The sequence below is a fragment of the Alteromonas marina genome (assembly GCF_000808575.1).
In the GTDB taxonomy this organism is placed as follows: Bacteria; Pseudomonadota; Gammaproteobacteria; order Enterobacterales; family Alteromonadaceae; genus Alteromonas; species Alteromonas marina_A.
In genome coordinates, this window is record NZ_JWLW01000014.1 from 26,719 (window position 1) to 51,099 (window position 24,381).

Consider the following 24,381-nt stretch of genomic DNA (forward strand, 5'->3'; position numbering starts at 1 on the left):
CCTAGTTACATTAGTCATCTAGCGACGACTGTGGATTGTTTGTGGTATAGGGCTGCGTTGATGGTACGGTAGAGTAATTGGTAGCTCGTCCATTAACTCCGCTGTCAGAAAGCGAGTTAGGCAGGTTTACCGCGCTGTACCCTATCTCAATATCATCAATTTCGTCCTGTAAACGCGTAAATTGGCGTGCGTAGAAGCGCTGGTCATCAATACGCTGCTCATTAATAAATTTGATAAGCTCGGCAAAGTCGTGTTTACGCTCTTCTCGGCTCGACGCTAACAAGTACTTGGTAAGCTCTGCACTGCTTTGTTGCTGCTGCGCAGATAGCGCCTGAGCGTATTCTTTAAATAGTGTTTGGTTGGCCTGCTGATAAAAATCACGTTGCTCACCTAAAGCTTTGGCGACTTCTTGTGTCACGCGCTGCTCCACCATTTTATCCACTGTGTTGGCGCCATTGTTTGAAAACGTAAGCGCTACACCGTTATCGCTATATGACAACTTAGCGCCAGTAAGTACGGCTAACAGCGCACAGGCTGACATGGCCATAGCACACGCTGGCAAGCTAAACCAAGACGAAAGCGAACGAGGTTCATCTTTCTTAAAAAAGGTCTGTTCTTTGTCCCACTGGGGAAGCGCCGGAGCAACGAAGCTTGCACTTGCGCTGTTCAAACGGGCACTATTTTCTACCGCCTGCGCGAATTCAGCATCTGCTTCGCACAACGCGTTAAACTGCTTTTCTTGCTCACTATCTAGCGAGTTGTCCAGATAAGCTGAGAATAAGGCTTCTTTGTCATATAAGGTCATTATTCCAACTCCAACTTCAATTTTGCTAAGGCAGCGTAAAGTCGCGACTTAGCGGTATTTACTGAGATATCCATTTGCTGTGCAATTTCTTCGAACGTGAAGTGGCCGAAGAATTTCAATTCCACCACAGCTTTTTGGCCTAAAGGTAAGGTCTGCATAGCCTGCGTTAACGCTCTACTCTCTCTGTCGCTATAAAGCTGCATTTCAGGGCATGGTGCACCGCAAAGCGGCGCCTGTATGTCGTCAATGTCTGAATGCGGCTTTCGCTTGCGATACAGCTCAATACAGCGGCAGTGGGCAATGCGATAGAGCCAACTTTTAAAACTGCCCTCACCTTTAAAACAGGCAAGACTGCGAAACACAGAGATAAAAATCTCCTGCATTAAATCTGCTGCATCATGGCTATTCCCTGTCATTCGAATACCGTATTGGTACATAGCGGTTTCGTAGCGAGATATAAGCGTAAACCACGCTTTTTTATTACCCTGTAATGCCTGTTCCACGAGTTTTTCATCTCGTTTTTTAAACACGCCGTTCCCCGTTTTTACGCTCTTTTTTTTACTTAACCATTAAGTCGATAAGCTTTGCAAAAAAGTTTGTTTATTTGATAAATAAATTGCCATTTAGGGAATAACGCCACTGAAACTGCGCTTTAGATGAAGGATGCAGAACTCTTTTTGGGGACGCACAAGACAGCAATTGACGTCAGCAATAAAAAAGCGGCTGAACCTATAGGCTCAACCGCTTTAGCTAACTATGAAGGAAAGCGCGCTCAGCGCCAGCACTATTTTAGTGTGGGAATGGGTAATAGAGGCGAGATAATTTCACCAATACGACGAAACAGCTGCATACGCGTTGTACCTGAACGCCATACTAAGCCAATCTCACGGAAGCCCTGCTCTTCCGCTGGAAAGCTCTTAAGACCGGTATGCTCAAGAATAGATTGGTTTATCGCAAGTTCAGGTAAGAAAGTGTAGCCCATTTTGCTATTTGCCAGCTGCACCAAGGTATACAAACTGCTTGCTGCAACACTGCTGATTTGATCGCTGTGCTGAAGATTACACGCGCTTACCGCATGCCCAGTCATACAGTGCTCTTGCTGAAGTAGGAAAATACTCTTTTTAGGTAAGGTCGAAATGTCGACTGGGTTTGGAAGTTGCTCAGCCATATCTTTGTGCGCAATAAGATGGAACGGATCGTGTCCCAATATCATCTGTTTGCACCCAGGCGTTTCCATTGGCAGTGCTAGAATAAGTAAGTCTAATCTGCCGTCGGTTAACTGCTGTAGCAGCTTCTCGGTCGTGTCTTCCTGCATTTCCAAGTTTATCTCGGGTAGAAATGCAGAAAACGCCCCCATCATGCCTTCAAATAAAAATGGTGCAATGGTTGGAATAACACCTAGTTTTAGGGTGCCTCGCTGCCAGTTACCCGCGTTTTGCGCATACTCAACAAGCTCTCCCGCTTCTTGAAGCAATACTTTACTACGTTCAACAATATCCAGCCCCAAAGACGTAAACACAAAGGTCTTATGTTCACGCTCAAGAAGCTGGCTTCCAAAGTGCTCTTCTAGATTCTGAATGGCCGTACTTAATGTTGACTGACTTACATTACAGCGCTGGGCAGCACGATGAAAATGTTGCTCTTGATGTAGCGTCACCAAATAGTGCAGGTGCTTAAGATTAGGCCATTTCATGGGCATCTCTCAGTTATTTAAAAATGGATTAAAAGATATTGGATTAATCTAACATAAAGATTAAATACAGCCTAGAGCTCTTATACCAAGGTTCCTGAGTATTGTTAAAAACAGTTAGCTGATACACCTAAAAAAACCTCGCCATTACTTTCACGCGCCTAACAGTCTTAAACACAACAATTTTTTTGGTTTATTAAGCAAGTGGCATTTCAGTAATAGGTTTGTACAATTTCCAAATATAAAGCGTATTAGAATGCGTTATACGTGCTGGAAAGCCGCTACAACTAGCGTTAGGATTAAACCAGTAAGATATTTTTACAGCGAAGTAAGACCCGCTCTTGTATCATTCAGTCAATAGAGCGATTAACTATTGAGGGCAGTATGAAAGGACATTATAAGAACATTTTATGCGTATTGAGTGACTCGCATCGTCAGGATGATACGGTTGCCCAGGCGCTGCATATCGCCAAAGCACATCAAGCTAAACTTACCATCATGCTTTCTCTTGAGTCACTGCCACCTAACGCCAGCATGGTCATGGAGTCTTTCTCTTACGTTGATTCTCAGCAAACTATGGAAACCCAAGCTCAGCACTGGTTAAAAGAACAAGCAGAGAGCTGGGGAAAAAACTATCCCGTATCTACCGCGGTAGCAGTAGGACAACCCCTTATCGACGTTGTGCGCTACGTTCAGAAGAACAAGATCGATTTAGTGATTAAGCGAGCAGAAGAAAGCTTTCTGGATAAGTTATTCGGAAGCTTAGATATGCGCTTGTTCCGCAAGTGCCCCTGCCCGGTGTGGATCATTAACCACAAGCCTCGTAGCCAATACAAAAACGTGGTTGCAGCACTAGATTTGAACTATCACTACCCACAGCATGAAGTTTCAATCAGGCGCGACCTGAACCGCGACATTCTGCGCCATGCAAGCCAAATAGCCTTGTTAGAGTTTGCACAGCTACACATTGTTCACGTTTTTGATGCTGTTCCTGAGAACATAGCAAGAGACGGTTTCATATCGGTTGATAACGATAGAATGGAAACTGACTTAGCGAAAATCCATGCAGAGCGTGAAGCTGAACTAGATAAACTGCTTGAAGAGCTAGGCAATGAGCTTGAAGAAGATGTAATGGAGTATTTAAAGCCTCAGAAGCACATTGTTCACGGCTACCCTAGAAGAGAAATTGCAGCCACTACCACGTCCCTTGATACCGACATTATCGTAATGGGCACAGTCGCACGTTTGGGCGTGCCTGGCTATATCATGGGCGACACCGCGGAAGAAACCATTCATCAGCTAAAATGCGCCGTAGTGGGCGTTAAACCACGCGGTTTTGAAACGCCTATCTCTATTGATTAGAGAAAACATTCCACAAACAAAAAGGCCGTGCTTCACTTCAAGCACGGCCTTTTTTAATTCTTTTCGCTTAATACGAACGTTTGTTAGCGCTATGTTCTACGCTACGCCAAACGACGCTTTAAGAATGTAGAAGAAGATAATCGAAAGGATTGCGCCTGCAGGCAAAGTTACAATCCACGATACGACGATATTCCTTACAATGCCCAGGTTAAGCGCTGATACACCACGCGCCAAACCAACACCTAATACCGCACCAACGAGAGTTTGTGTAGTAGATATAGGTAAACCCGTACCCGATGCAATAACTACTGTACACGCTGCTGCAAGTTCTGCTGCAAAACCACGACTTGGTGTTAAGTGTGTAATACCCTGTCCAATGGTTTTGATAACACGGTGGCCAAATAGCGCAAGACCCGCAACAATACCTAAACCACCTAGAGGAAGGATCCACGGTGCAAGGGTAGTGCTAGAGTTAATTTCACCACCACTACTTACTACGCTAACTACCGCAGCCAACGGTCCAATAGCGTTAGCTACATCATTTGAACCGTGGGCAAACGCCATACAACAGGCTGTTACTACCATTAGCAGTGCGAATACTTTCTCAACGTTAGCCGCCTGTAGGTCTGCATCTTCAGAACCGCTGAACTTCATACGGCCGATAAACCATTTACCTAAGAAGCCCAATGCTACAGCAATAGCAATCGCCAGCAGATATCCGTTAACGGCGCTTAGCTCTAGACCAACGTGCTTAAGGCCCTTCTTAATAGTAACAAGCGACATAACAAAACCAGCTAATGCCATATAAAACGGCACGTAACGCTTCGCATTTGCAAACGGCGAGGCTGTTTGGAAGATGAGCTTGTGCGCGCTCATGAAAATAAGATAAGCAATCACGCCAGATATAGCAGGGGTTACGACCCAGCTACCAACAATACCGCCCACTTTGTCCCATGCTACCGCGTCCATGCTGACGCCAGTGGCAGTAAAACCGATGATTGCACCGATAATTGAGTGAGTGGTAGATACAGGCCACCCCAACCACGACGCTACCGCCAGCCAGATTCCAGCTGCAAGTAGTGATGAGATCATGCCTAATACAAGGTATTCAGGTATGTCTATAAAATAGGTTGAGTCGATAATCCCTTTTCGAATGGTAGACGTTACTTCGCCACCTGCTAGGTAGGCGCCAGCAAACTCAAATATCATAGCAATGATAATAGCTTGTTTTATGGTTAAAGCTTTAGAACCTACTGACGTACCCATTGCGTTGGCAACGTCATTCGCTCCAATACCCCATGCCATGACGAAACCAACGCCGGCGGCAAGGATTATAAGAATTAGGCCATAACTTTCAAAAAATTCCACGGATAATCGCTCCCGATCTAAACGCGATTTAGGCTGGACGCTACTTGAGTAAGTAGCATGATCTCTTCACCACAAAGGCTAGAGAATGAAGTTAAAGACAAATTGTGTTTTATCATAAGGTTCGATTAAATTTTGCACGATCTGTTCTTGGCTGCGGCGCATGATAACGTAATCATGTTAGAAGCCATAGCGAAAATCACTGAAAAACGATAAAAGTATGCGGAATTATTTGAATGCGATGATAAAACCACCAAATATTTCAGTTTTATGACAAATAAATTTCACCAACTTCCATATTTGAATATTACTACGCAAAAACACACTGACCATTTGGACAGGTTTACGTCAAATCTTCCAGCTTTTGCTGCATATTTTCCAGCGGTGTATGTCTAACATCGGTACCGCGAGTGAGATAAACCACATATTCACACACGTTTTTACATCTATCACCAATTCGCTCTAACGAGCGCATTGCCCACAACACATCCAGCCAATCCTGCATGTCGTCAGTGCTTTTCTGCATTTCGGAGGTGGTATACGACAGCAGCCGTTTGTACTCACTGTCAATGCGGTTGTCTTGGTCATACACTTCTAAAGCAGCGGCCTCATCCTGACGGGCAAAAGCGTCGAATGTGCCGCGCATCATGGCGGCGACTCTCTCGCCAATAAGCAACATACTGCTCTTGATAGTATCTGAACTCGGCAGCTTATTGCGCGTTACCAGTTTAGCAATACGCTCGATTTCATCGCCCATTCGCTCAATATCGGTAATGGCTTTGGAAATGGTCATAATCAAACGCAGGTCACTGGCGGTAGGATGACGTTTGGCAATAATGCGCAAGCACTCTTCATCAATTTGAATTTCCATGGAGTTAATTTTTAAGTCGTTTAACACCACTTTTTCAGCCAGAGCGGCATGATTGTGCTTTACCGCTTTTAACGTATCCACCAGCTGCTGTTCAACTTCGCCTCCCATGGTTAATACCGAGTTACGCAAGTTTTCCAACTCGATATTAAAGGTACCTGAGATATGCGTATTTAAGGCTACCTGTCGCATGGTGATTTCTCCTCGCGCCATAAGCTTAATAAATAACGGCTAGACAATGTGCCAGTGCCTATCGTTGCACTATTATTACAAGCCGCAACGCCATGCCAAACTTCAGCATTGCGACGCAACTCCAAGTTAGAACGCACGTTCACTGCACCGTTATCCATATCGCCCCGTTATATAATCTTCGGTTTGTTTTTTGTCCGGCATGGTAAACAGCGTATCGCTGTCTGCATATTCAATTAGCCTGCCCTGATGGAAAAAGGCGGTATAGTCGCTAACCCGAGCTGCTTGCTGCATGTTGTGCGTCACAATAATAATGGTGCATTGCTTTTTTAATGCGTCCATTAGCTCTTCAATAAAAAGCGTGGTTAGTGGGTCAAGGGCTGAGGTCGGTTCATCAAGAAGCAGAATGTCGGGCTTTAATGCCAATGCTCTCGCAATAACTAAACGCTGTTGCTGACCGCCAGATAAAACATGGGCGGATTCAAACAACCGATCTTTAACCTCGTCCCATAACGCAGCCTGTTTTAGTGCGCTTTCTACCGCATCGTCTAAGTGTCGTCGAATTTTCACACCCTGAAGCTTAAGCCCATAACACACGTTCTCATAGATGCTCATGGGAAAGGGATTGGGGCGCTGAAATACCATGCCTACATTTGTTCTTAGGCGTGACACATTTATTTTACGACTATTGATGTTTTGACCATCAATAATAATTTCACCATTGTATTTGCAGCCGTCATACAAATCATTAAGGCGGTTGAAACAGCTGATGAGTGTGGATTTGCCGCAGCCACTTTGACCAATCAACGCGGTTATTTTGTTTTTTGGGATCCGCATGCTGATGTCATTTAACACATGCTTATTGCCAAACCACAGGTTGAGGTTTTTAACCTCTACCGCAGTTTGTTCTTCACCAATGTCGTTAACGTTCAGCGTATTGTGTTCAAACAACTTCAACATGTTACAAAACCTGTATTATCCTTTGAGATAGCGTTTGCGCAGGCGCGCTCTAAGTACAACTGCCAGAATATTTAATACAAACACCACCACGAGTAAAAGCAAGCAAGCGGCAAACATCATGCTTGCGCTCTTTCCATCAGTTTGGCTGTGAAACGCTCCGTCATAAATAAGCACGCCCAAATGCATAAACTGTCTATCAAGGTGGAGATAAGGAAACTCTCCATCTATGGGCAAGGTTGGCGCAAACTTGACTGCACCAACTAACATAAGGGGCGCAACTTCACCAGCTGCCCTCGCAATCGCCAGAATTACGCCAGTCATAATACCCGGAGACGCAATAGGCAATACGGTACGCACTATGGTTTCAATTTTAGTTGCCCCTAACGCGTAACTGCCCGCTTTCAATCCTTCCGGCACTCTGCGCAAGCCTTCTTCTGTCGCCACAATCACCACAGGTAAGGTCAAAATAGCCATGGTTAAGGCAGCCCAGAAAACGCCAGGGCTTCCCATTGTGGGTGCTGGCAGTGTGTCACTAAACAATAGCTCATCAATACTGCCGCCCAAGGTATAAACAAAGAAACCAAGTCCAAATACGCCGTAAACAATAGAAGGTACCCCTGCCATGTTGCTTACACTGACACGAATAATGGTGGTCAGTGCCGTGTTAGGCGCATATTCACTCAGGTAAATAGCGGCCAACACCCCAAAGGGCGTTACTATGATGGTCATTAAGAACACCATGAGTACAGTACCAAACAACGCGGGGAATACGCCGCCGGAGGTATTTGCTTGCTTAGGCGAATCAGTTAAAAACACGCCTATTTCTGAAAACACTACCTGCCACTTCTCCATTGTGCTTAAGCGACTTACAAAGTCCACATCTTGAATACTAGAAATAGGGATAACAAACGGCGTACCGTCTGCAAAACTTACCAGCAAGGTGTACTCAGCCCGCGTCACCTCTAACGCTTCAACACGCTTTTGATATTCATTAAATGACGCGACCAAGCGCTCTCTTGCTGGTGCGTCAGCCACCACGTTACGTTTATCAAATTGAGACAGCGCTTCGTGAATAGGCGCTAGATGGCGCGTATTGAGATCTTCAATTTGCGCACTGATCTGGGCAACTTCCTCTATGACAGCATCAATTTTGTCTAGGGTCTGTGGCGGTTTAGAAGGGACTACAATATATTCGGGAATAGCCAACACGCGCCTGCCATCCAATAATTTGATGTCTGCGCTATCTTTCGCGAGCAATGTGCTAGATAAGTTTTCTCGCGATAATTGAATTTGAAAGCCATAAGGATGCTGAGTATCTGAGTAATTCAGGGTCACATCCTCATTTGAGGGGTCGTCAAATACATTGGCGAGTACTGAGAACGCCGTACCGTCTTGATGTGTACCATTTACGGTATAGATAGGTTCAGGCCAAAAATAAGCCGTCCCGCGAAAGCTTATTAACAAGAGCACGCTCACCAGTGCGATAAGCAGTAAGCTAGTGAAAAAGGCTGTTAGACTGATAACCAGCGACTGGCGCTGAACTGCGCTTAATCCAAACATTGTTCGATTAACCATAATACGCCCTACTTCTTATATGCTGGCGCAGTAGCTCTGCTATGGTGTTTACCAAAAAAGTAAATAAGAACAAAATGCACGCGGTAAAAAATAAAATTTGATAGTGCGCGGATGATACATCGGCCTCTGGTAGTTCGATTGCCAAGTTGGCAGTAAGTGCTCGCAAACCCTCAATCAAGCCCCAACTGGAGATTGGTGTATTTCCAGTAACCATTAGAACAATCATGGTTTCACCAAACGCACGGCCAAAACCTAGCATTATCGCGGCAACGATGCCCGGTAGTGCAACGTGCAGCACAACGTGGAGCAAGGTCTGTAAGCGAGTTGCGCCCAGTGCAAACGAAGCATGTTTTAAGTCGTTTGGAACGCCGTTAATGGCATCTTCAGCTAAAGAATAAATACTCGGTGAAATAGCCACACCTAACGCAAGCGCTACCACTATGGTGGTTTTGCCAATGGGACTATTCGATTCAGATGCAAGTAGCGTAAACCCGTCCACTCCCATCACCGAGAAAATAAGCGCGGGCGCATACTCCACGCTAATAAAACCTAAAAGGAACACTCCGCTTATAGCAAATAGTAGCTCTGCTCCGTGTCTTAGCTTCTTTGGTAAGTATTCCGCAACAGGGCGCTGTACCAGAGCAACGACAATAAGTACAAAAGGGATAACAATTAGGAAAAAGGCAAAGGAAAACAAAAACTGCTCGGCTTTCGGCGACAGCCAAATGGCCGCGATAAACCCGATTAACACGCTGGGTATGGCTTCTAATAGCTCAATAGCCGGTTTTATAATGTTGCGCAGACGGCTTTTGGCGAAAAATGCGGTGTATATAGCGGCGCCGATGGCAACAGGTATTGCAATTAGCAGTGCCAAAAGAGAAGCTTTGATGCTGCCTATCAAAAGCGGCGTTAAGCTAAATTTAGCCTCCTGAAAATCGGAAGCACTGGTGGTTTGCCACACCGTTTCTTCTGCTCCGTACCCCTCATAATGTTGCGGCTCAAACAGCGATGCCCACGTGGTAATGCCGCTTAAATGCTTCCCTTCCCATACTGAAAGCGTATTGCCTGAGTAGCCGTAAAGCTTATTACCATACCAGGTGATATTCTCGGCGGTACGCTCAATTTGTTGCGACGCCACTACATCACCTGATACGCGGTTTACCAACAGTACCCGTGCTTTATCGGTTAGCACAGCCACTAGATTCATACTGGCATGTTCTGCTACGTCTCTTACTGTCTCTCCTGGAAGCGCTATTTGGTAGGTTGGTTTAAATGTGAGGCCTTTTTCACTTTTACTCAGCACCCAGCGAGTCAGTGTCTGCGTTTTTGTATTCGTTAAAAAGAAAGTGCGGTTTTTAGCGAGAGGAAAAACGATGTTCTCATCTAACGATGCATCAATACCACTTATTATGGGTAGAAGTGATGCCCCTTTATCGCTGAGCCGGTTGAGGTAAAGCGCATCTTCAATTTGAAGCAGCACACTCTCGCTACCAGGCAGCAGTACCAACCTATCTACATTGTAAAACCGTTTGTCCACCACCTGCGTGGGACGAAGCCGATTCACCCAACGAATGAAAACACTGTTACCTTTTGAGATAGACACCACAGCCCATTTGGAAGACAGAGCCATATTCCAGCTGTCACGCTCTCGCCATTTTTCTTTAGGTAATGCAAACGTAATATTATTGGACAACGTAGCTTGGGGCGCGCTCGTTGCGATATCGACCGCTGTGCTGTCGCCCATGTTGAACGATCTAACCGGCAAGACCCTCACTTGAGCATTGGGCGATACATCAACAATATAGTTCTCTCCCATCACGCTATGGGCTGACAACTTATGCTCACAAGGTCGAATGTAATCGTGATTACTCTCCAAACTATCGCCTTTAAGCAACTTTAAACCTAATCTACAGTCAGACTTTCTAACCAGCAGCGGCTGGCTATTGATGATGTCGCCGGCGCTGATAATTTCTTCGTTGTCTTGGGTTTTATAGCTTGAAAGGTGTTGTAAGCTAGGGGTGTATGCCAAAGGCAGAGCTTGGCTTATTAAGTGGGTGATGAGAATAACTAACGTCAACAAAACAAGGCCGCCAAAGCCCGTCACTACATAGCGTGACCACCTGTCGCTGCGCTGGCGCTTTTTGTTTGTGCTGTTGCTGTCGAAAGTCATGCGGCTGTTTAGTAATTCTTATTTTCGAAATTCTTCATTTTTAAGAAGAATAACCCTAAATTGCACTGGTGAGCAGTGTAAGTTTTGTTATGCTAATAGCAAGTGAAAGTTTATGGCATTACCTTCGCGCAACCTACTCTGCGCCTATGGTATTACCCAACAGGAAGACGATCAAAGTTTTTCTCTACACGCCCAATAAGGAGCACTGCATGCAATCATTAGTAATCAGCATCATGGGTAAAGACAAGCCGGGTTTGGTAGACGCGCTGGCTAAATGTGTATACAAGCACGAAGGCAACTGGCAAGGGTCGAGCTTTGCGCATATGGCAGGTATGTTCACAGGCTTTGTAGAAGTTCATGTTTCAGACGAGAACAAGCAGAACTTAATTGATGCGCTAGATGCCATTAAAGATTTGTCGGTGCAGTCAGTGGCGGTAGCGAGTAGCGAAAATAACAACACCACTAAGTTGACGGTTGATGTTATGGGCAATGACAAAACTGGCATCGTTCAAGAGCTCACTTCCGTGTTAAATCAGTTCAACTTGAATATTCTTACCTTTGCTTCACACTGTGAAAGCGCGCCTAACTGGGGCAGCCTTATATTCAAAGCAAAAGCAGAAATTGCAGTTCCAGAAGACTTCGACGATGGCGCATTGCAAGATGCTCTGGAATCGTTAGCTAACGATTTAGTGGTAGATATAACCGCGAAGCGATAGTAACAAGCGCGTATTGGTATTTGCCGCGTAAACATTGCGCATAACAAATACAAAATTACGACATCGAAAGGTAACGGAATTACCGCAACGCAATGCGTGTACATATGCACCAGGATACGTGTTGTCACAGTAGTGTCACTGACTGATGGCAGTCTTTGACCATTTTTATGAACGTGAATTGAGACATTATGGATAACGACGTTTTATATTATCCCAAAGAGCTAAGCTGGCTTGCGTTTAACGAACGCGTATTGCAAGAAGCCGCAGATAAAAACAACCCCGCCGTTGAGCGAATTCGCTTTCTAGGTATTTACTCAAATAACCTAGATGAGTTTTATCGCGTGCGCGCCGCTGACGTGAAGCGACAAATTACCATTGCGCAGAACGACGGCAACGAAGAAGAAGCTGAACGCCAGACCGTGCTTATGGCACAGATCCAAAAAAAGGTGGTACAGCTTTCTGAGAAATTCGACCAAATTCATAAGGACGTTGTTAAATCCCTAGCGCGTTACAATATACACATTCTTCGAAAAGATGATTTAGACGATTATCAAAAGCAGTGGGTACGCAACTTTTTCGTTAATAAAGTACTGCGTCACATTGCGCCTATCTTGATTGATAAGAAGACCGACTTACTTAGCCGATTGAACGGCACGTCAGTGTATTTATATGTTGCGCTCAGAAGAAAAGACCGCAACCCCAAATTTGCGGTTATTCAGGTTCCTACTTCTGAAATGTCGCGCTTTATGCTGATCCCCCCGCAAAAAAGCCGTAAGAAAAAGAGCATTGTTATGCTCGATGACATGATTCAGCTGTGTATTGAAGACATTTTCCGCGGTTTCGTGAAGTTCGACGAAATTGAAGCATTCTCGTTTAAAATGACTCGTGATGCGGAATATTCTATTAACGAGGAAATTGACGAAAGCTTCGTTGAAAAAATGTCTGAGAGTATGAAACAGCGCCTAATCGCAGAGCCTGTACGTGTTATTTACGACACGAACATGCCTGAGGACATGAAATCTGACCTGCGCAAGCGTCTTAAGATTACGAAGCTGGATACCATGCACGCTGCTGGGCACTACCGTAACTTTAAAGACTTTATTGGCTTCCCGAATGTTGGCCGAGAATATTTAGAGCATACGCCGCTGCCTGCTATCGATAGCAAGGCTTTCTCCAAGTACAACACCGTTTTCGATGCCATTACTGCACGGGACATATTGTTGTACTACCCGTACCACCGCTTCCTGCACTTCACCGAGTTTTTGCGTCAGGCGGCTTTCGACCCGAATGTTAAAACCATACGTATTAATATTTATCGTGTTGCCAGTAATTCACGCATTGTGAATTCATTGATTGACGCAGTAGACAACGGCAAAAAAGTAACCGTTGTGGTAGAACTTCGCGCCCGTTTTGACGAAGAGGCAAACATCGAATGGTCTAAGCGCATGACCGATGCAGGTATACGCGTTGTACTTGGCGTGCCTACTCTTAAAATTCACTCTAAACTTTGTATTGTGACCCGTGAAGAACGGGGCAGTTTGGTGAACTATGCGCATTTCGGTACGGGTAACTTCAACGAGAAAACAGCAAAGATTTATACCGACTACAGCTTATTCACCCGTAATCAAGAACTCGCCGATGAAGGCGTGGCGGTATTCGATCTTATTCAATACCCTTACCGACGCTACAAGTTCCAGCATCTTCAAATATCGCCATTAAACGCCCGGACCAAAATTCAGTCGTTAATTCGACAGGAAATTCAGCATTTAAACCAAGGTCAGAAAGCGCAAATCACTTTCAAGATTAACAACCTGGTTGATAAAGAACTTATTGACGATTTGTACCGCGCAAGTCAGGCTGGGGTTAAAATTCGCGGCATTGTTCGCGGCATGTGCTCACTTAATCCTGGGATAAAAGGAATAAGCGAAAACATCGAAATTATCTCTATAGTTGATAGGTTTCTCGAACACCCTCGCGTGATGATTTTTGAAGGTGGCGGCGATAGAAAAGTGTATATCTCTTCTGCTGACTGGATGACCCGTAACATGGACAACCGCATTGAAGTGGGCTGCCCTGTTTATGATAAAGGTCTTCAACAGCGCATTGTTGATATTATGGAGCTACAATTTAAAGATACCCTGAAGGCTCGAGTGATTGACAAGGATCAGAGCAACAAGTACGTTCGCAGGGGAAATCGTAAAAAACTTCGTTCTCAGATAGAAATTTATGACTATTTGAAGAAGCTAGAAGACACTTTGTAGGATAGAAAATTAGTACATGATCCAGCACGAATCAGTTTTTAATGACGTGGAAACCCGCGAAGTCAATAAAGTCGCAGCACTAGACATTGGCTCAAATAGTTTTCACTTGGTAGTAGCACGCATTGTTGCTGGGTCTGTGCAGATTCTGCATAGAGTTAAACAAAAAGTACGCTTGGCCGAAGGTCTCAACGACGACGATATCTTGTCTGATGAAGCGATGGAGCGTGGGCTTGCTATGCTAAAAGTAGTAGCAGAGAGCCTGAAAGGTTTTGAGCCCGACTCCGTGAGAATTGTCGCCACCCACACGTTGCGCAGGGCGCGTAACGCCCGCGATTTTATTAGCGCAGCAAAAGACATCCTGCCCTACCCTATTGAAGTAATTTCGGGTGTAGAAGAAGCCCGACTTATTTATTCAGGCGTTGCCCATACTAACCATTCGGACGGCCAACAGCTGGTTATTGATATTGGCGGTGGTTCAACCGAATTCGTTATTGGCGAAGGGTTTACACCTTTACTTTGCCGTAGCCTCCAAATGGGCTGCGTGAGCTATACAAAACGTTTTTTCCCAGACGGAGAGCTTAAACCTAAAGCCTTTGAACGCGCCATTACTGCTGCACAGCAAGAACTAGAGTTAATAGACAACAAATATCGCAGACTTGGTTGGGTTCAGTGTATCGGTACGTCAGGTACCATTCGTTCGCTGTTTACACTTTGCCAGCAAGACCGTCCTAACGGACACGATATTCCTGTCACGCTCAAAAGCTTGCGCAACTTAATGAAGCAGTTTGTTAGTGCTGGTCATGTAGACAAGTTAAGCTACCCAGATTTGAGTGAAGATCGCCGCGTAGTAATCGCGGGCGGCCTCGCTATTCTCATTGCCATTTTTAAAGCTCTCGAAATCGAGGGATTGGTATACTCGCCAGCCGCCTTGCGCGAAGGCGTGCTTTATCAAATGGAAGATGAGCTTCATCATGCTGATATTAGAGGCAGAACGGCGAGTAGTCTTGCTACACGCTACGATGTAGACACTTCCCAAGCTACCATGGTGCTTAACACAACACTTTCACTTTTCAACGAAGTTGAAAAAGCATGGAAGCTGAAAGGTCGTGACTTTAAAAGTATGCTTGGCTGGGCTGCATTGCTCCATGAAGTCGGTATGCAGATTAATTCGCGGGGCATTCAAAAACACAGCGCCTATATTCTTGGCAATGTAGACATGCCCGGATTTACTCAGGAACAGCAATTACTGCTAGCCACACTGGTGCGCTTCCATAGAAAGAAAATTCGCACCAATGAGCTTCCCACGTTTAATCTTTTCGATGAGCAGTCGGTAAAACACTTAATTGCGTTACTGCGTTTAGGCGTATTGCTTAATATAAAACGCCAGGAAGGCTTCGTACCTGACCTGGTGGTAAACGTAGAAAAGAATGAACTTACCATTACCTTCCCCGATGGCTGGTTAGACGAGAAACCTATAATCTCTGCGGACTTACTGCGAGAAAGCCATTACTGGAAAGCGCTTGATCTAAAACTATCTATTGTTCCTGATATCGAGCAACTACACCCTACTGTGGTTTAAACAGACGGTTTAAAGCGAGCATGTTTTCTATCTTAAAGGCGAATGGCGAATATGCGCGAATACTAAAAAAATGGGGCCTTGAGCCGATTGAGTCGGCGCATTAGCCCCACTTAGTCTCAGCACACTAATTATTGAGCTTCAACTTGCGTATTTTGTGACTGCGCGCTGTCGAATTTTTTAAACCACGCCAGAATATTTTCAACCTTGCCAATCATTCTAGAAGGCTTAGAAGCAATCCCGTGCGGTGATTCGGGTACTCTCACCAGGACACTATCGACCTTTTGAATCTTTAATGCTTGATAAAACTGCTCAGTTTCAGACATTGGTGTGCGCTTATCGTCTACACCCGTGATCAGCATGGTGGGGGTAGTAACGTTTCCTACTAGCGATAGCGGCGAGCGCTTCCAGTAATGTTCTACGTTATCCCAAGGTTTACCGGGAAATTGGAAAGGAATTTGATATAGACCTGAATCGGCAGACAGTACTTTTGATAACCAGTTAATAACGGGTTTGGCAACCACGGCCGCCTTAAACCGGTTAGTGAGGCCAATGGCATAAGCTGATGCAATGCCACCTGCTGAGCCGCCAGTAATAAACAAGCGATTGGGGTCAGCGATGCCTTTTTCAATCAGCGCATCTACCCCCGACATATGATCTGAGAAGTCATATTCCGAGCTGTATTTCCCTTGAAGTAGCAATGCAAAGCGCTCGCCATAACCTGTACTACCTCTGTGATTGTCATAAAACACCACGTAGCCTTCTGCAGCCATGCGCTGCAGTTCAGCCGTAAACACAGGGCCATAGGCGAGATTAGGGCCGCCGTGAATTTCTAAGATAAGCGGATACGTTTTCGAGCTGTCGTAGTTTGGCGGCAGAATGTACCAACCCTGGATCTCTTCACCATCAATAGAAGACGAATAGACAATTTCTTTTACCTCACCAAGCTGTTTATGACCTAAAACGTCTTCGTTTAGTGCAGTAAGCTGTCGCTCGTTTCGCGTAGTGACATACAGATCAGCGGGGCGATCGGTACGTCCTTTGGTGTAAGCCACTACATCACCGACAGCGTGATAAGTGCCAAATACGTAAGGTCGTCCTAACGTTGTACCGCCCAGCCCCTTAACTACGGCTTTTACGCTGCCCGATAGTGATACTACATCTACCTGCGCTAAACCGCGAACCGACTGCTGAAAATAAACGTGCTTATTATCTTTCCAGTGAAAGTTAGACACTGAATTATCAATGTCTTTTGTTAAATTTTGAGCATCTGTACCATCGCTCTTCATCACATATAAATAGCTATTTTTGTACATCACTTTTTCGTCATCGCGGCGTGCGTAAGCAATGTGCTTTCCGTCAGGCGATACGACAGGCGATGATTCAAGGCCTTTGTCGTTGGTAAGCTGTGCGATATTACCCATCATATCCACAGAAAAGATGTCCCCCTCAACAGGCTCATACTCCCAATTGTCACTGCGGTTGGCAGAGAAATAGATTTTGTCGCTATCAGGAGAGAAACTTAAGCGCCCATTGTGGTGATAATTACCTGAAGTAAGCTGTCGTGCTGTGCCCCCATCGGAAGGAACAACGAAAACATGGGTGTAAGCGGGTTCAAGAATACCGCGACCATCTGCTTGATAGCGAGCTTTGGTAATATATTGAAAGCTAGGAGACCACTTTGCTCCGTCAGGCTTTTTAGGCATCTTAACGTCTAGTGGCTTTTCCTTGGCATCTACGCTCATGGTAAAGGCAATATGCTTACCGTCTGGTGACCATGTGATGTTGCTAGGGCTTGAGGTGACATTCGTAACGAGTGCCGTTTGCCCTGTATCCATCCAACGCACATACAGTTGTGGTTTACCTTCTTCATTAGAAAGGTAAGCCAATCGGCTACCGTCTGGAGACCAGCGAATAGAATAATAATTTTTTTTCGAAGAAAGTAAGGGACGGTTTGATTTACCATCTACCGAGGCTAGCCAAACATTGGCGCGGCTGCTGTCTGACATGATGTCGTTTGAACGACGTACATACGCGATATGTTTACCGTTTGGAGACACCTGAACTTCACTCACGTATTCCAGATTAAAAATATCTTCCGATTTAAAATAGTGTTCAGAGTCGGTAGTAAAAGATTCGGTTTCATTGCTCGCAAGCACTGTGGCTGGCATAGCTAGCGCGCCTACGCTAAATAGCGCAGCCCACATCGCATACCGTTTTTTGACTGACGGGTACCTGTGATTTCTAGTAAAAGACATATCTCACCTTCATTATTCGTTTTTATCCGATCATTTTTATGGGGTGATCACTTTGCCGTGATGCATTTAACTTTCCCATACTACTGAATTAATTCTGGCAATGAAGATTAAACGTCGAGCGACATCATCTAGGCGATTAAGCGCATAAGCCTGCCTTTGAACTTAGCCGAATGGTTAGTTGCGTGCTGACAGTTAGGTGCTAAGTTTTAAGTAAGGCTTGAAGGTATTCCCCATGAATAATCCGCACGGCGAATTTGAATGTAGCGTAAGCGGTCAACTGCTGCTTTTCTCAGCAAGGGGCCCGTGGAACGATGAAACCATGCGAAATGGCGTGGTGAAATTGTCTTCCGACATTTCGAAATTTGAACAAGGCACCAAGTGGGCACAAGTAAGCTGTCTTTACGGTGAAAGCCTGATGCCCCCTTCCACCTTTGATATTTTTGTAAAGCAAACCCGGGTAAGAAAAACCCGCGGCCTGTCGTTTCTTGCCGTGGTGATACTAGATACCGATATTATGCTTACAACTAAGCATCAAATTTCTCAGTGCTACGACGCTGCCGAGGTTCCTTATGGCTTCTACGATACGGTAGAAAATGCATTGCAAGCGATGACAGATATGGGCTATGAATTTGATAGTGAAGAAGCTGAACGCTTTTTTGGCCGTTTTAACTTTACGCAGTAAAAGCGAGGACAAAAATGCATTTTGCTAGTATCGAAAGTTAAGATAAGAATTCGACACCAGTTTCTAACAAAGGCAAATAAAAAAGGAGAGCTAACGCTCTCCTTATTGTTTTAAGACTGCCATCCGCCTCCGAGTGCCTGATACAAATCAACCAGTGCGGCCATTTGCTGCTGACGGGTTTCTATAAACTCGCTACGCGCTTCCAGTGCTTCTCGCTGTGCAAGCAGCACCTCTAAATATTCACCATGAGCTGACGAGAAAAGCCTATTGGCAATATCAATCGACTGTTCCAGTGAAGCAATTTGATGACGCCTCGCTTCAGCACTTTTCTCCAAATTATCGAGCTTCGATAAACTGTTTGTTACTTCAGCTACCGCCGTTAAAACGGTCAGTTCATATTCGTAAGCCGCTTCAATTTGTTCGGCGCTGGCATTTTGGTAAACCGCTTCAATCGCCCTGCGGTTTATTAATGGCGCAAAAACATCACCAGATAATGAATATGCCAATGACTCAGGCACATTAAACAAGTAGCGACTATCAAACGCTGATAAACCTAACCCTGCTTTTAGCTCAAAAGAAGGGTAGAAGTTAGCTTTAGCCACATCGATATTTAACTCTGCCGCCTGGAGCGTGAGTGCAGCTTGTTTTATATCCGGGCGATTGTCTAATAGCGCAGAGGGTACACCCACCTGCGGGCTAATGATTTCAGCACTAAGTAACACATCACTGTTCCTTTTAATAGGTTGTGGAGTGCGCCCCAACAACAGATTAAGCGTGTTCTCTTTCTCTAGAATTTCCTGCTCAATCAAGTAACGCTCGCTTTCGTTTTTCTTCACTTCCGCGTTAAAGCGCGCAACGGGTAGCGATGACGCCCGCCCGTATTCTTTCAACGCGTTAATAGTGTGAATAACATTGCGCTGTAGCGAAATGGTTGAGTCGAGGTTCTCTAGTTTGTTGTCTAACGCCAGTAGTTCATAGTAAGTACGCGCAACTTCAGATACTAACTGGGTAACGAAAAAGTTCTTACTTTCAACCGACGCCAAGTATTCAAGCGAGGCCACTTTAGACGCATCTCTCAGCTTATGCCAAACGTCAATTTCCCACGACGCATTAAGGCCTAGCTTTAAGTTTGCCAGCGGGTCGGGAAATTCTTTATCCTCCTTGATATTTAACTGTTCTTCTAATGCGCCTTCCCGGGTATATTCGCCTACCTTTTCGGTTTCAGCGGCTACCCCCGCAGAGAGTCGAGGCAAATATTCCCCTTCTCGTGCATACACTTCATTCGACGCCATATTAATGCGCTGAATTAATATAGACACCTCTTGGTTGTTCTTAACCGCAGTTTCCACCAGCGCAGAAAGCGTAGGGTCGTTAAACCACTCACTCCATTGAATATTTGCTTGCGTACTCTCGTTAGCCCCTTGACCAGCCTGAGTATCCACTTGCGAGACTTTCGCATTAAATTGCTCTGGCAAATCCAGATTAGGGTTTCGCGTTTCAATGGTAGGAATAGCACATGCCTGAACTAACAACGCACTACTAAGCGCTAACCACAACGGCTTATAGGTAAATCGCTTTTTATTTGTCATCGCTTAGCACCTCATCGTTATAGTGGTAAGTTTCAGTAAGGGGAACGTGATCTTCGTTTTTGATCAATGACTTACCTTCTTCAAATTTGGCGAACAAGTAGTAAAGCCCAGGAATAACCAGCACACCAAAAATAGTGCCGAACAAGGTACCGCCTAAGGCAGAAGCACCAATAGTTCTATTTCCCACTGCGCCAGCCCCCGTTGCAATAACAAGCGGAATTAACCCTGCGACAAACGAGAACGATGTCATTAGGATTGGACGGAAGCGCTGTTTGGCTGCTTCAACAGCTGCGTCAGCAATCGATAAGCCCTGCTGATTTTTTTGCACTGCGTATTCCACAATAAGCACGGCATTTTTACCGAGTAAACCAACCAGCATAACTAAGCCGAGCTGCGCATAAACATCGTTGGCCAGCCCCATACCTTTTAAAAACAGGAATGAGCCGAGAATACCGGTAGGTAGTGAAAGAATAACCGCAAAAGGTAGAAGCAGACTTTCGTACTGTGATGCCAGCACGATGTATACAAACAACAATACTACGGCAAAGATAACGATGGCTTCATTGCCTCGTTTAGCCTCGTCAAATGACAGGCCTTCCCAACCTATGTCGTATCCTTTTGGCAAGGTGGCAGCCGCTACTTCTTCAACCGCTTTTATCGCTTGCGCCGAGGTATATCCTGCTGCAGGCTCTGCCCGAATAGCTGCCGAGGTATAAAGGTTGTAGCGCGTAATTTCATTAGGGCCTTGGGTTTTAATCAGCTTCATAAAGGCCGAGTAAGGCACCATTTCACCCTCTTCGTTTTTCACGTAGTAATCCATTAAGTCACTGGGATAACGGCGATATTCCGGTGCACTTTGCGTGTACACCTTGAAGAAGTTATTAAAGCGCGTGAAGCCTTGCTCATAAGTACTACCGATAAGAATATTCAAATTCTCCATGGCCGCGCCAATAGATACCCCTTTCTGCATTGCAGCTTGGTTATCTATCTCAATTTTATATTGAGGATAATCGGCCGCGTAAAACGTGAATAAACCTTTTAGCTCATCGCGTTTACCGAGCTCTTCCATGAAGGCTTTGTTGATTTGGTCAAACTCTTGATAGTCGGTTGTGTTGGTTTTATCGAGTAAACGGAATGATAACCCCGACGACGCGCCATAACCCGGCACTACTGGCGGTTCAAAGTACTCAATAACCGCGCCTAAGTGGTGCGTTTTGGCTTCCAGCTCTTCAATAATGTCACGTACCGACTGTTCGCGATTAGCCCAGTCTTTAAGGTTAATCAAGCAGGTACCCGCGTTTGAACCTCGACCTTCCGTAAGGATTTCATAGCCAGCAAGCGAGGACACCGAGGAGACGCCTTCAACGTCCAGCGCCAAGCTTTGCAGCTCTCGCGCTACCGTATTCGTCGCTTCAAGAGTACTGCCAGGCGGTGTTTGAATGATGGCGTAGATCTGCCCTTGGTCTTCACCGGGAATAAAGCCTGTAGGTAATGCCTGATTAACGCCAAAAGTACTTACCACGAAGCCCGCAAGCAGCACCACGGTTACACTGCGGCGCGTAACGATAGCTTTGATAATGCCTGTATAGCGACCGGTTAATTTATTGAAATAATAATTAAACCCGTCAATTACTTTGCTTAACGGGGTCGCTTTTTTAGTGTGTGAATGAGGGTTTTTAAGCAATATTGCACACAGCACTGGGGTTAATGACAGCGCTACAATACACGAGATAACAATTGACGATGACATGGTAATAGAGAACTGGCGATAGAAAACACCTACCGGGCCCGTCATAAAAATAAGGGGCACAAAAACCGCCGTCATCACCAGTGTAATCGCGATAATAGCTCCCCCCATTTCGCCCAGTACTTGTTGGGTCGCCATATAAGGGGTTAGGCTGGCGCTCTCTTCCATTTTTGCGTGAACGGCCTCCACGATAACAATAGCGTTATCCACCACAATCCCTATCGCTAACACCAGAGCGAACAGGGTGATAAGGTTTATGTTCACCCCCGTGGCCTGCATGCAGAAAAACGTCCCCACCAGTGAAACTGGCACAGCTAGAAGCGGAATAAGTGTGGAGCGCCAGTCACCTAGAAAAATGAACACCACCAAAGAAACCAAAATAAAGGCTTCAAACAGGGTATGCAGCACCTGCTCTATAGAGGCATCGAGAAACTTGGAAACATCGTAGTTAATTTCATACTTCATGCCTTCTGGAAACGTTTTCTCCAGTTCAGCCATGGTGGCTTTCACCTGAGAAATCACCTCGTTGGCACTGCTTCCATAGTTCTGCTTTAGCACTATCGCAGCGGAAGGATACCCGTCTTTGTTTGAGTAAATATCGAAGAATTCACTACTTAACTCAACATCAGCAATATCACCTAATTTGAGCAAGCGACCGTCGGAGTCGGCGCGAATAATGATATTTTTATATTCTTCAGGCTCGTCATAACGTCCCTCGTAAATAAGCACGTATTCCTTTGATTGAGCGGTAATGCCTGAGCTTCTGCCAAGTCGTCCCGGGCGTCCAATCAAGCTTTGCTCGTCTATCGATTCCATGATCTCATCTACAGAAACATTGTAAGCACGCATGCGATCAGGCTTTAACCAAATTCGCATGGCGTACTGACGGCTTCCCAATATTTTTGCACTGGCAATACCGTTTACCCGCTGTATTTCCGGTATGAGGTTGATATTAGAGTAGTTGTACAGAAACTTTTCATCAGCCGTTTCGTCCGTGCTATAAACGTTTATGTACATCAACATGCTAGGCTGAACCCGCTCTAGTACCACCCCTTCTAACTGCACGAGCTGGGGCAGCCGGTTCATGATCTGGTCAAGCCGCGTTTTCACATTAATGAGCGCCTGATTCGGATCTACATCTAAATCGAAGATAACTTGAATGGTGGCTTCACCCGCGCTGGTCGCATCAGACACGATGTACTTCATGCCCGGCACACCGTTGATTGAACGCTCAATGGTAACCAGCGATGACTTCACCAATACATCAGCGCTCGAACCGGGATATGCCAGAGAAATAAGCACTCGCGGCGGAGCAATATCTGGAAACTGTGACGTGGGTAGGCTAAACACCGACAACACGCCCAAAAATATAATCATCAGCGATAACATGATGGCCATCACTGGACGTTTAATAAAAACTCCAAACATAGCGCCCCCTTATTCTGCGTGCAATGACAGTTCAGCTAATGTGTCGCTGGCTGAAATAAGTTCAGGCTCTATCTCATCGCCGTTCGAAACTCTTCGCAGTCCTTCAATCAAAATAGTGTCGTCCGGCGCTAGTCCGTCTGAAACCAGATAGATGTTAGGGAGTTCTGCAGCGATGTTAATGTGGCGGGTTGCTAACTTGTTCTCGCTATCCAGCACATATACAAAGCTTTGATCGAGAATTTCGAATGTGGCTTTCTGAGGAATAACTAAAGCATCCGGATAGGCAATATCCACCATGACATTACCGGTTTGCCCATGTCTTAGCAGTTGGTCTGGGTTAGGGAAAGACGCACGCATTTCAATGGTACCGGTATGATTATCAAAATCAGCTTCAATGGCATCTATCACGCCTTGATGCGCGTAAATACTGCCATCGGCAAGCTTTAATCGCACTGACGTTTGATCATTTGATGCGCTGTTCTGCGCGTACTTTAAATACTCTGATTCAGGCACATTGAAATACACCCACATTGTGCTGATATCAGACAATGTGGTGAGCAGTTCGCCCTCATCAAGCAAACTTCCCGTTCGAGCTTCCAGTCGGTCCATTTTGCCTGTGAACGGCGCTTTGATATCTGTGAATGCTAAGTGAGTCTTTGCCAGTTCAACTTCAGCCTGAGCTTTTTGAAGCTGTGCTTCTATGACGGCAAGTTCGTTAGGAGAAACAATGTTTTGTTCAACAAGCGACTTTGTATTTTTGTACTCCATCTCGACCGCTTTAGCCTCGGCTTCAGCGCGGTGTAGTTCAGCTTCATATACGTTCGGCATTATTTTGAACATGGGCTGACCACGTTCTACCGTTTGTCCCTCATCAACAAAGGTCGATTGAAGATAGCCTTTTTCCATAGCTCTAACTTCAATATGTTGAATGGCACGTATCTGACTGACGTACTCTTTTACCAGCGTTGTGTCTTGTACGATAGGATGAGTAACGTTGAATTGAAGTTTTTCGTGATGCGCAGCATGTTCTTCATGTCCACAACCACCTAAAAGTGCGGAAACAATGCTTACTGCAAGAAGTGCTTTTTTGCTCATAATGTAAATTCGTAATAAAAAGGCTAATCGTGACATGCCTTATAA

At 45.3% G+C, this 24,381-nt stretch carries 17 protein-coding genes; 5 read left to right on the top strand and 12 right to left on the bottom strand.

From position 1 onward, the window contains the following. Window positions 1-10: 10 nt before the first annotated feature. The 3 genes from RJ41_RS08835 to RJ41_RS08845 form a co-directional block, all read right to left on the bottom strand. Window positions 11-805 carry an anti-sigma factor gene (locus RJ41_RS08835; protein ID WP_039219508.1) on the bottom strand — a complete coding sequence of 265 codons (795 nt, stop codon included), beginning with the start codon at window positions 803-805 and terminating at the stop codon, window positions 11-13. Then, a complete protein-coding gene (locus tag RJ41_RS08840; RefSeq protein ID WP_039219509.1) occupies window positions 805-1,335 on the bottom strand; it encodes an RNA polymerase sigma factor in 531 nt (176 codons plus the stop codon). Before RJ41_RS08840 ends, RJ41_RS08835 begins: the two co-directional genes overlap by 1 nt. Window positions 1,336-1,589: 254 nt before the next feature. Next, complete coding sequence (locus RJ41_RS08845) at window positions 1,590-2,498, bottom strand: hydrogen peroxide-inducible genes activator (protein ID WP_014997445.1); 909 nt, start codon at window positions 2,496-2,498, stop codon at window positions 1,590-1,592. A gap of 381 nt (window positions 2,499-2,879) precedes the next feature. Here RJ41_RS08845 and RJ41_RS08850 point away from each other — a divergent pair, with 381 nt between their 5' ends. Beyond that, the gene (locus RJ41_RS08850; RefSeq protein ID WP_039219513.1) at window positions 2,880-3,857 is read left to right on the top strand and encodes a universal stress protein; all 978 of its coding nucleotides are present in this window, start codon (window positions 2,880-2,882) and stop codon (window positions 3,855-3,857) included. A 96-nt stretch (window positions 3,858-3,953) separates the two neighbouring features. Here the strand turns inward: RJ41_RS08850 and RJ41_RS08855 are convergent, their stop codons facing one another. The 5 genes from RJ41_RS08855 to RJ41_RS08875 form a co-directional block, all read right to left on the bottom strand. Continuing rightward, window positions 3,954-5,225, bottom strand: coding sequence for an inorganic phosphate transporter (locus RJ41_RS08855; RefSeq protein ID WP_039219516.1), 1,272 nt, complete (start codon window positions 5,223-5,225; stop codon window positions 3,954-3,956). A gap of 340 nt (window positions 5,226-5,565) precedes the next feature. Next, on the bottom strand, window positions 5,566-6,282 hold the full coding sequence (gene phoU / locus RJ41_RS08860) for a phosphate signaling complex protein PhoU (RefSeq protein WP_014948403.1): 717 nt from the start codon (window positions 6,280-6,282) through the stop codon (window positions 5,566-5,568). A gap of 150 nt (window positions 6,283-6,432) precedes the next feature. Then, a complete protein-coding gene (pstB, locus tag RJ41_RS08865) occupies window positions 6,433-7,239 on the bottom strand; it encodes a phosphate ABC transporter ATP-binding protein PstB (protein WP_039219519.1) in 807 nt (268 codons plus the stop codon). 15 nt (window positions 7,240-7,254) lie between these two features. Beyond that, a complete protein-coding gene (gene pstA / locus RJ41_RS08870) occupies window positions 7,255-8,814 on the bottom strand; it encodes a phosphate ABC transporter permease PstA (protein WP_039219522.1) in 1,560 nt (519 codons plus the stop codon). Next, window positions 8,807-10,984: an ABC transporter permease subunit gene (locus RJ41_RS08875; protein ID WP_039219525.1), complete on the bottom strand. Its 2,178-nt coding sequence runs from the start codon at window positions 10,982-10,984 to the stop codon at window positions 8,807-8,809. Before RJ41_RS08875 ends, pstA begins: the two co-directional genes overlap by 8 nt. Window positions 10,985-11,193: 209 nt before the next feature. Between RJ41_RS08875 and RJ41_RS08880 the strand changes: the two genes are divergently transcribed. From RJ41_RS08880 to ppx, 3 genes are all read left to right on the top strand, one after another. Continuing rightward, window positions 11,194-11,700 carry a glycine cleavage system transcriptional repressor gene (locus tag RJ41_RS08880; RefSeq protein WP_014997439.1) on the top strand — a complete coding sequence of 169 codons (507 nt, stop codon included), beginning with the start codon at window positions 11,194-11,196 and terminating at the stop codon, window positions 11,698-11,700. A gap of 188 nt (window positions 11,701-11,888) precedes the next feature. Beyond that, on the top strand, window positions 11,889-13,961 hold the full coding sequence (gene ppk1, locus RJ41_RS08885) for a polyphosphate kinase 1 (RefSeq protein ID WP_039219528.1): 2,073 nt from the start codon (window positions 11,889-11,891) through the stop codon (window positions 13,959-13,961). A 16-nt stretch (window positions 13,962-13,977) separates the two neighbouring features. Continuing rightward, window positions 13,978-15,540 (top strand): exopolyphosphatase, encoded by a 1,563-nt coding sequence (gene ppx / locus RJ41_RS08890; protein WP_039219530.1) that lies wholly within the window; start codon window positions 13,978-13,980, stop codon window positions 15,538-15,540. Window positions 15,541-15,668: 128 nt separating this feature from the next. On the opposite strand, the gene RJ41_RS08895 is transcribed toward ppx, so the two are convergent. Further along, window positions 15,669-17,795, bottom strand: a complete 2,127-nt coding sequence (locus tag RJ41_RS08895) for a S9 family peptidase (RefSeq protein WP_039219532.1) — start codon at window positions 17,793-17,795, stop codon at window positions 15,669-15,671. Between the two features lie 232 nt (window positions 17,796-18,027). Between RJ41_RS08895 and RJ41_RS08900 the strand changes: the two genes are divergently transcribed. Further along, complete coding sequence (locus RJ41_RS08900) at window positions 18,028-18,477, top strand: hypothetical protein (RefSeq protein WP_039219536.1); 450 nt, start codon at window positions 18,028-18,030, stop codon at window positions 18,475-18,477. 110 nt (window positions 18,478-18,587) lie between these two features. Here RJ41_RS08900 and RJ41_RS08905 read toward each other — a convergent pair whose 3' ends face one another. Genes RJ41_RS08905 through RJ41_RS08915 form a run of 3 tightly spaced genes read right to left on the bottom strand, consistent with a single transcriptional unit; the run spans window position 18,588 to window position 24,336 of the window. Continuing rightward, a complete protein-coding gene (locus tag RJ41_RS08905; protein ID WP_039219538.1) occupies window positions 18,588-20,066 on the bottom strand; it encodes a TolC family protein in 1,479 nt (492 codons plus the stop codon). Beyond that, window positions 20,056-23,241 (bottom strand): efflux RND transporter permease subunit, encoded by a 3,186-nt coding sequence (locus RJ41_RS08910; protein ID WP_084081822.1) that lies wholly within the window; start codon window positions 23,239-23,241, stop codon window positions 20,056-20,058. The genes RJ41_RS08905 and RJ41_RS08910 overlap by 11 nt, the downstream gene beginning before the upstream one ends. 9 nt (window positions 23,242-23,250) lie before the next feature. Continuing rightward, window positions 23,251-24,336 carry an efflux RND transporter periplasmic adaptor subunit gene (locus tag RJ41_RS08915; RefSeq protein ID WP_014948392.1) on the bottom strand — a complete coding sequence of 362 codons (1,086 nt, stop codon included), beginning with the start codon at window positions 24,334-24,336 and terminating at the stop codon, window positions 23,251-23,253. Window positions 24,337-24,381 lie beyond the last annotated feature (45 nt).

Bases quoted from the DNA above. Each gene is read 5' to 3' on its own strand.
- pstB (WP_039219519.1), bottom strand. From the start codon at position 7,239: ATGTTGAAGTTGTTTGAACACAATACGCTGAACGTTAACGACATTGGT.
- RJ41_RS08850 (WP_039219513.1), top strand. From the start codon at position 2,880: ATGAAAGGACATTATAAGAACATTTTATGCGTATTGAGTGACTCGCAT.
- RJ41_RS08910 (WP_084081822.1), bottom strand. From the start codon at position 23,241: ATGTTTGGAGTTTTTATTAAACGTCCAGTGATGGCCATCATGTTATCG.
- RJ41_RS08915 (WP_014948392.1), bottom strand. From the start codon at position 24,336: ATGAGCAAAAAAGCACTTCTTGCAGTAAGCATTGTTTCCGCACTTTTA.
- RJ41_RS08900 (WP_039219536.1), top strand. From the start codon at position 18,028: ATGAATAATCCGCACGGCGAATTTGAATGTAGCGTAAGCGGTCAACTG.
- RJ41_RS08875 (WP_039219525.1), bottom strand. From the start codon at position 10,984: ATGACTTTCGACAGCAACAGCACAAACAAAAAGCGCCAGCGCAGCGAC.
- RJ41_RS08880 (WP_014997439.1), top strand. From the start codon at position 11,194: ATGCAATCATTAGTAATCAGCATCATGGGTAAAGACAAGCCGGGTTTG.
- ppx (WP_039219530.1), top strand. From the start codon at position 13,978: ATGATCCAGCACGAATCAGTTTTTAATGACGTGGAAACCCGCGAAGTC.
- RJ41_RS08845 (WP_014997445.1), bottom strand. From the start codon at position 2,498: ATGAAATGGCCTAATCTTAAGCACCTGCACTATTTGGTGACGCTACAT.
- phoU (WP_014948403.1), bottom strand. From the start codon at position 6,282: ATGCGACAGGTAGCCTTAAATACGCATATCTCAGGTACCTTTAATATC.
- ppk1 (WP_039219528.1), top strand. From the start codon at position 11,889: ATGGATAACGACGTTTTATATTATCCCAAAGAGCTAAGCTGGCTTGCG.
- RJ41_RS08835 (WP_039219508.1), bottom strand. From the start codon at position 805: ATGACCTTATATGACAAAGAAGCCTTATTCTCAGCTTATCTGGACAAC.
- RJ41_RS08905 (WP_039219538.1), bottom strand. From the start codon at position 20,066: ATGACAAATAAAAAGCGATTTACCTATAAGCCGTTGTGGTTAGCGCTT.
- pstA (WP_039219522.1), bottom strand. From the start codon at position 8,814: ATGGTTAATCGAACAATGTTTGGATTAAGCGCAGTTCAGCGCCAGTCG.
- RJ41_RS08895 (WP_039219532.1), bottom strand. From the start codon at position 17,795: ATGTCTTTTACTAGAAATCACAGGTACCCGTCAGTCAAAAAACGGTAT.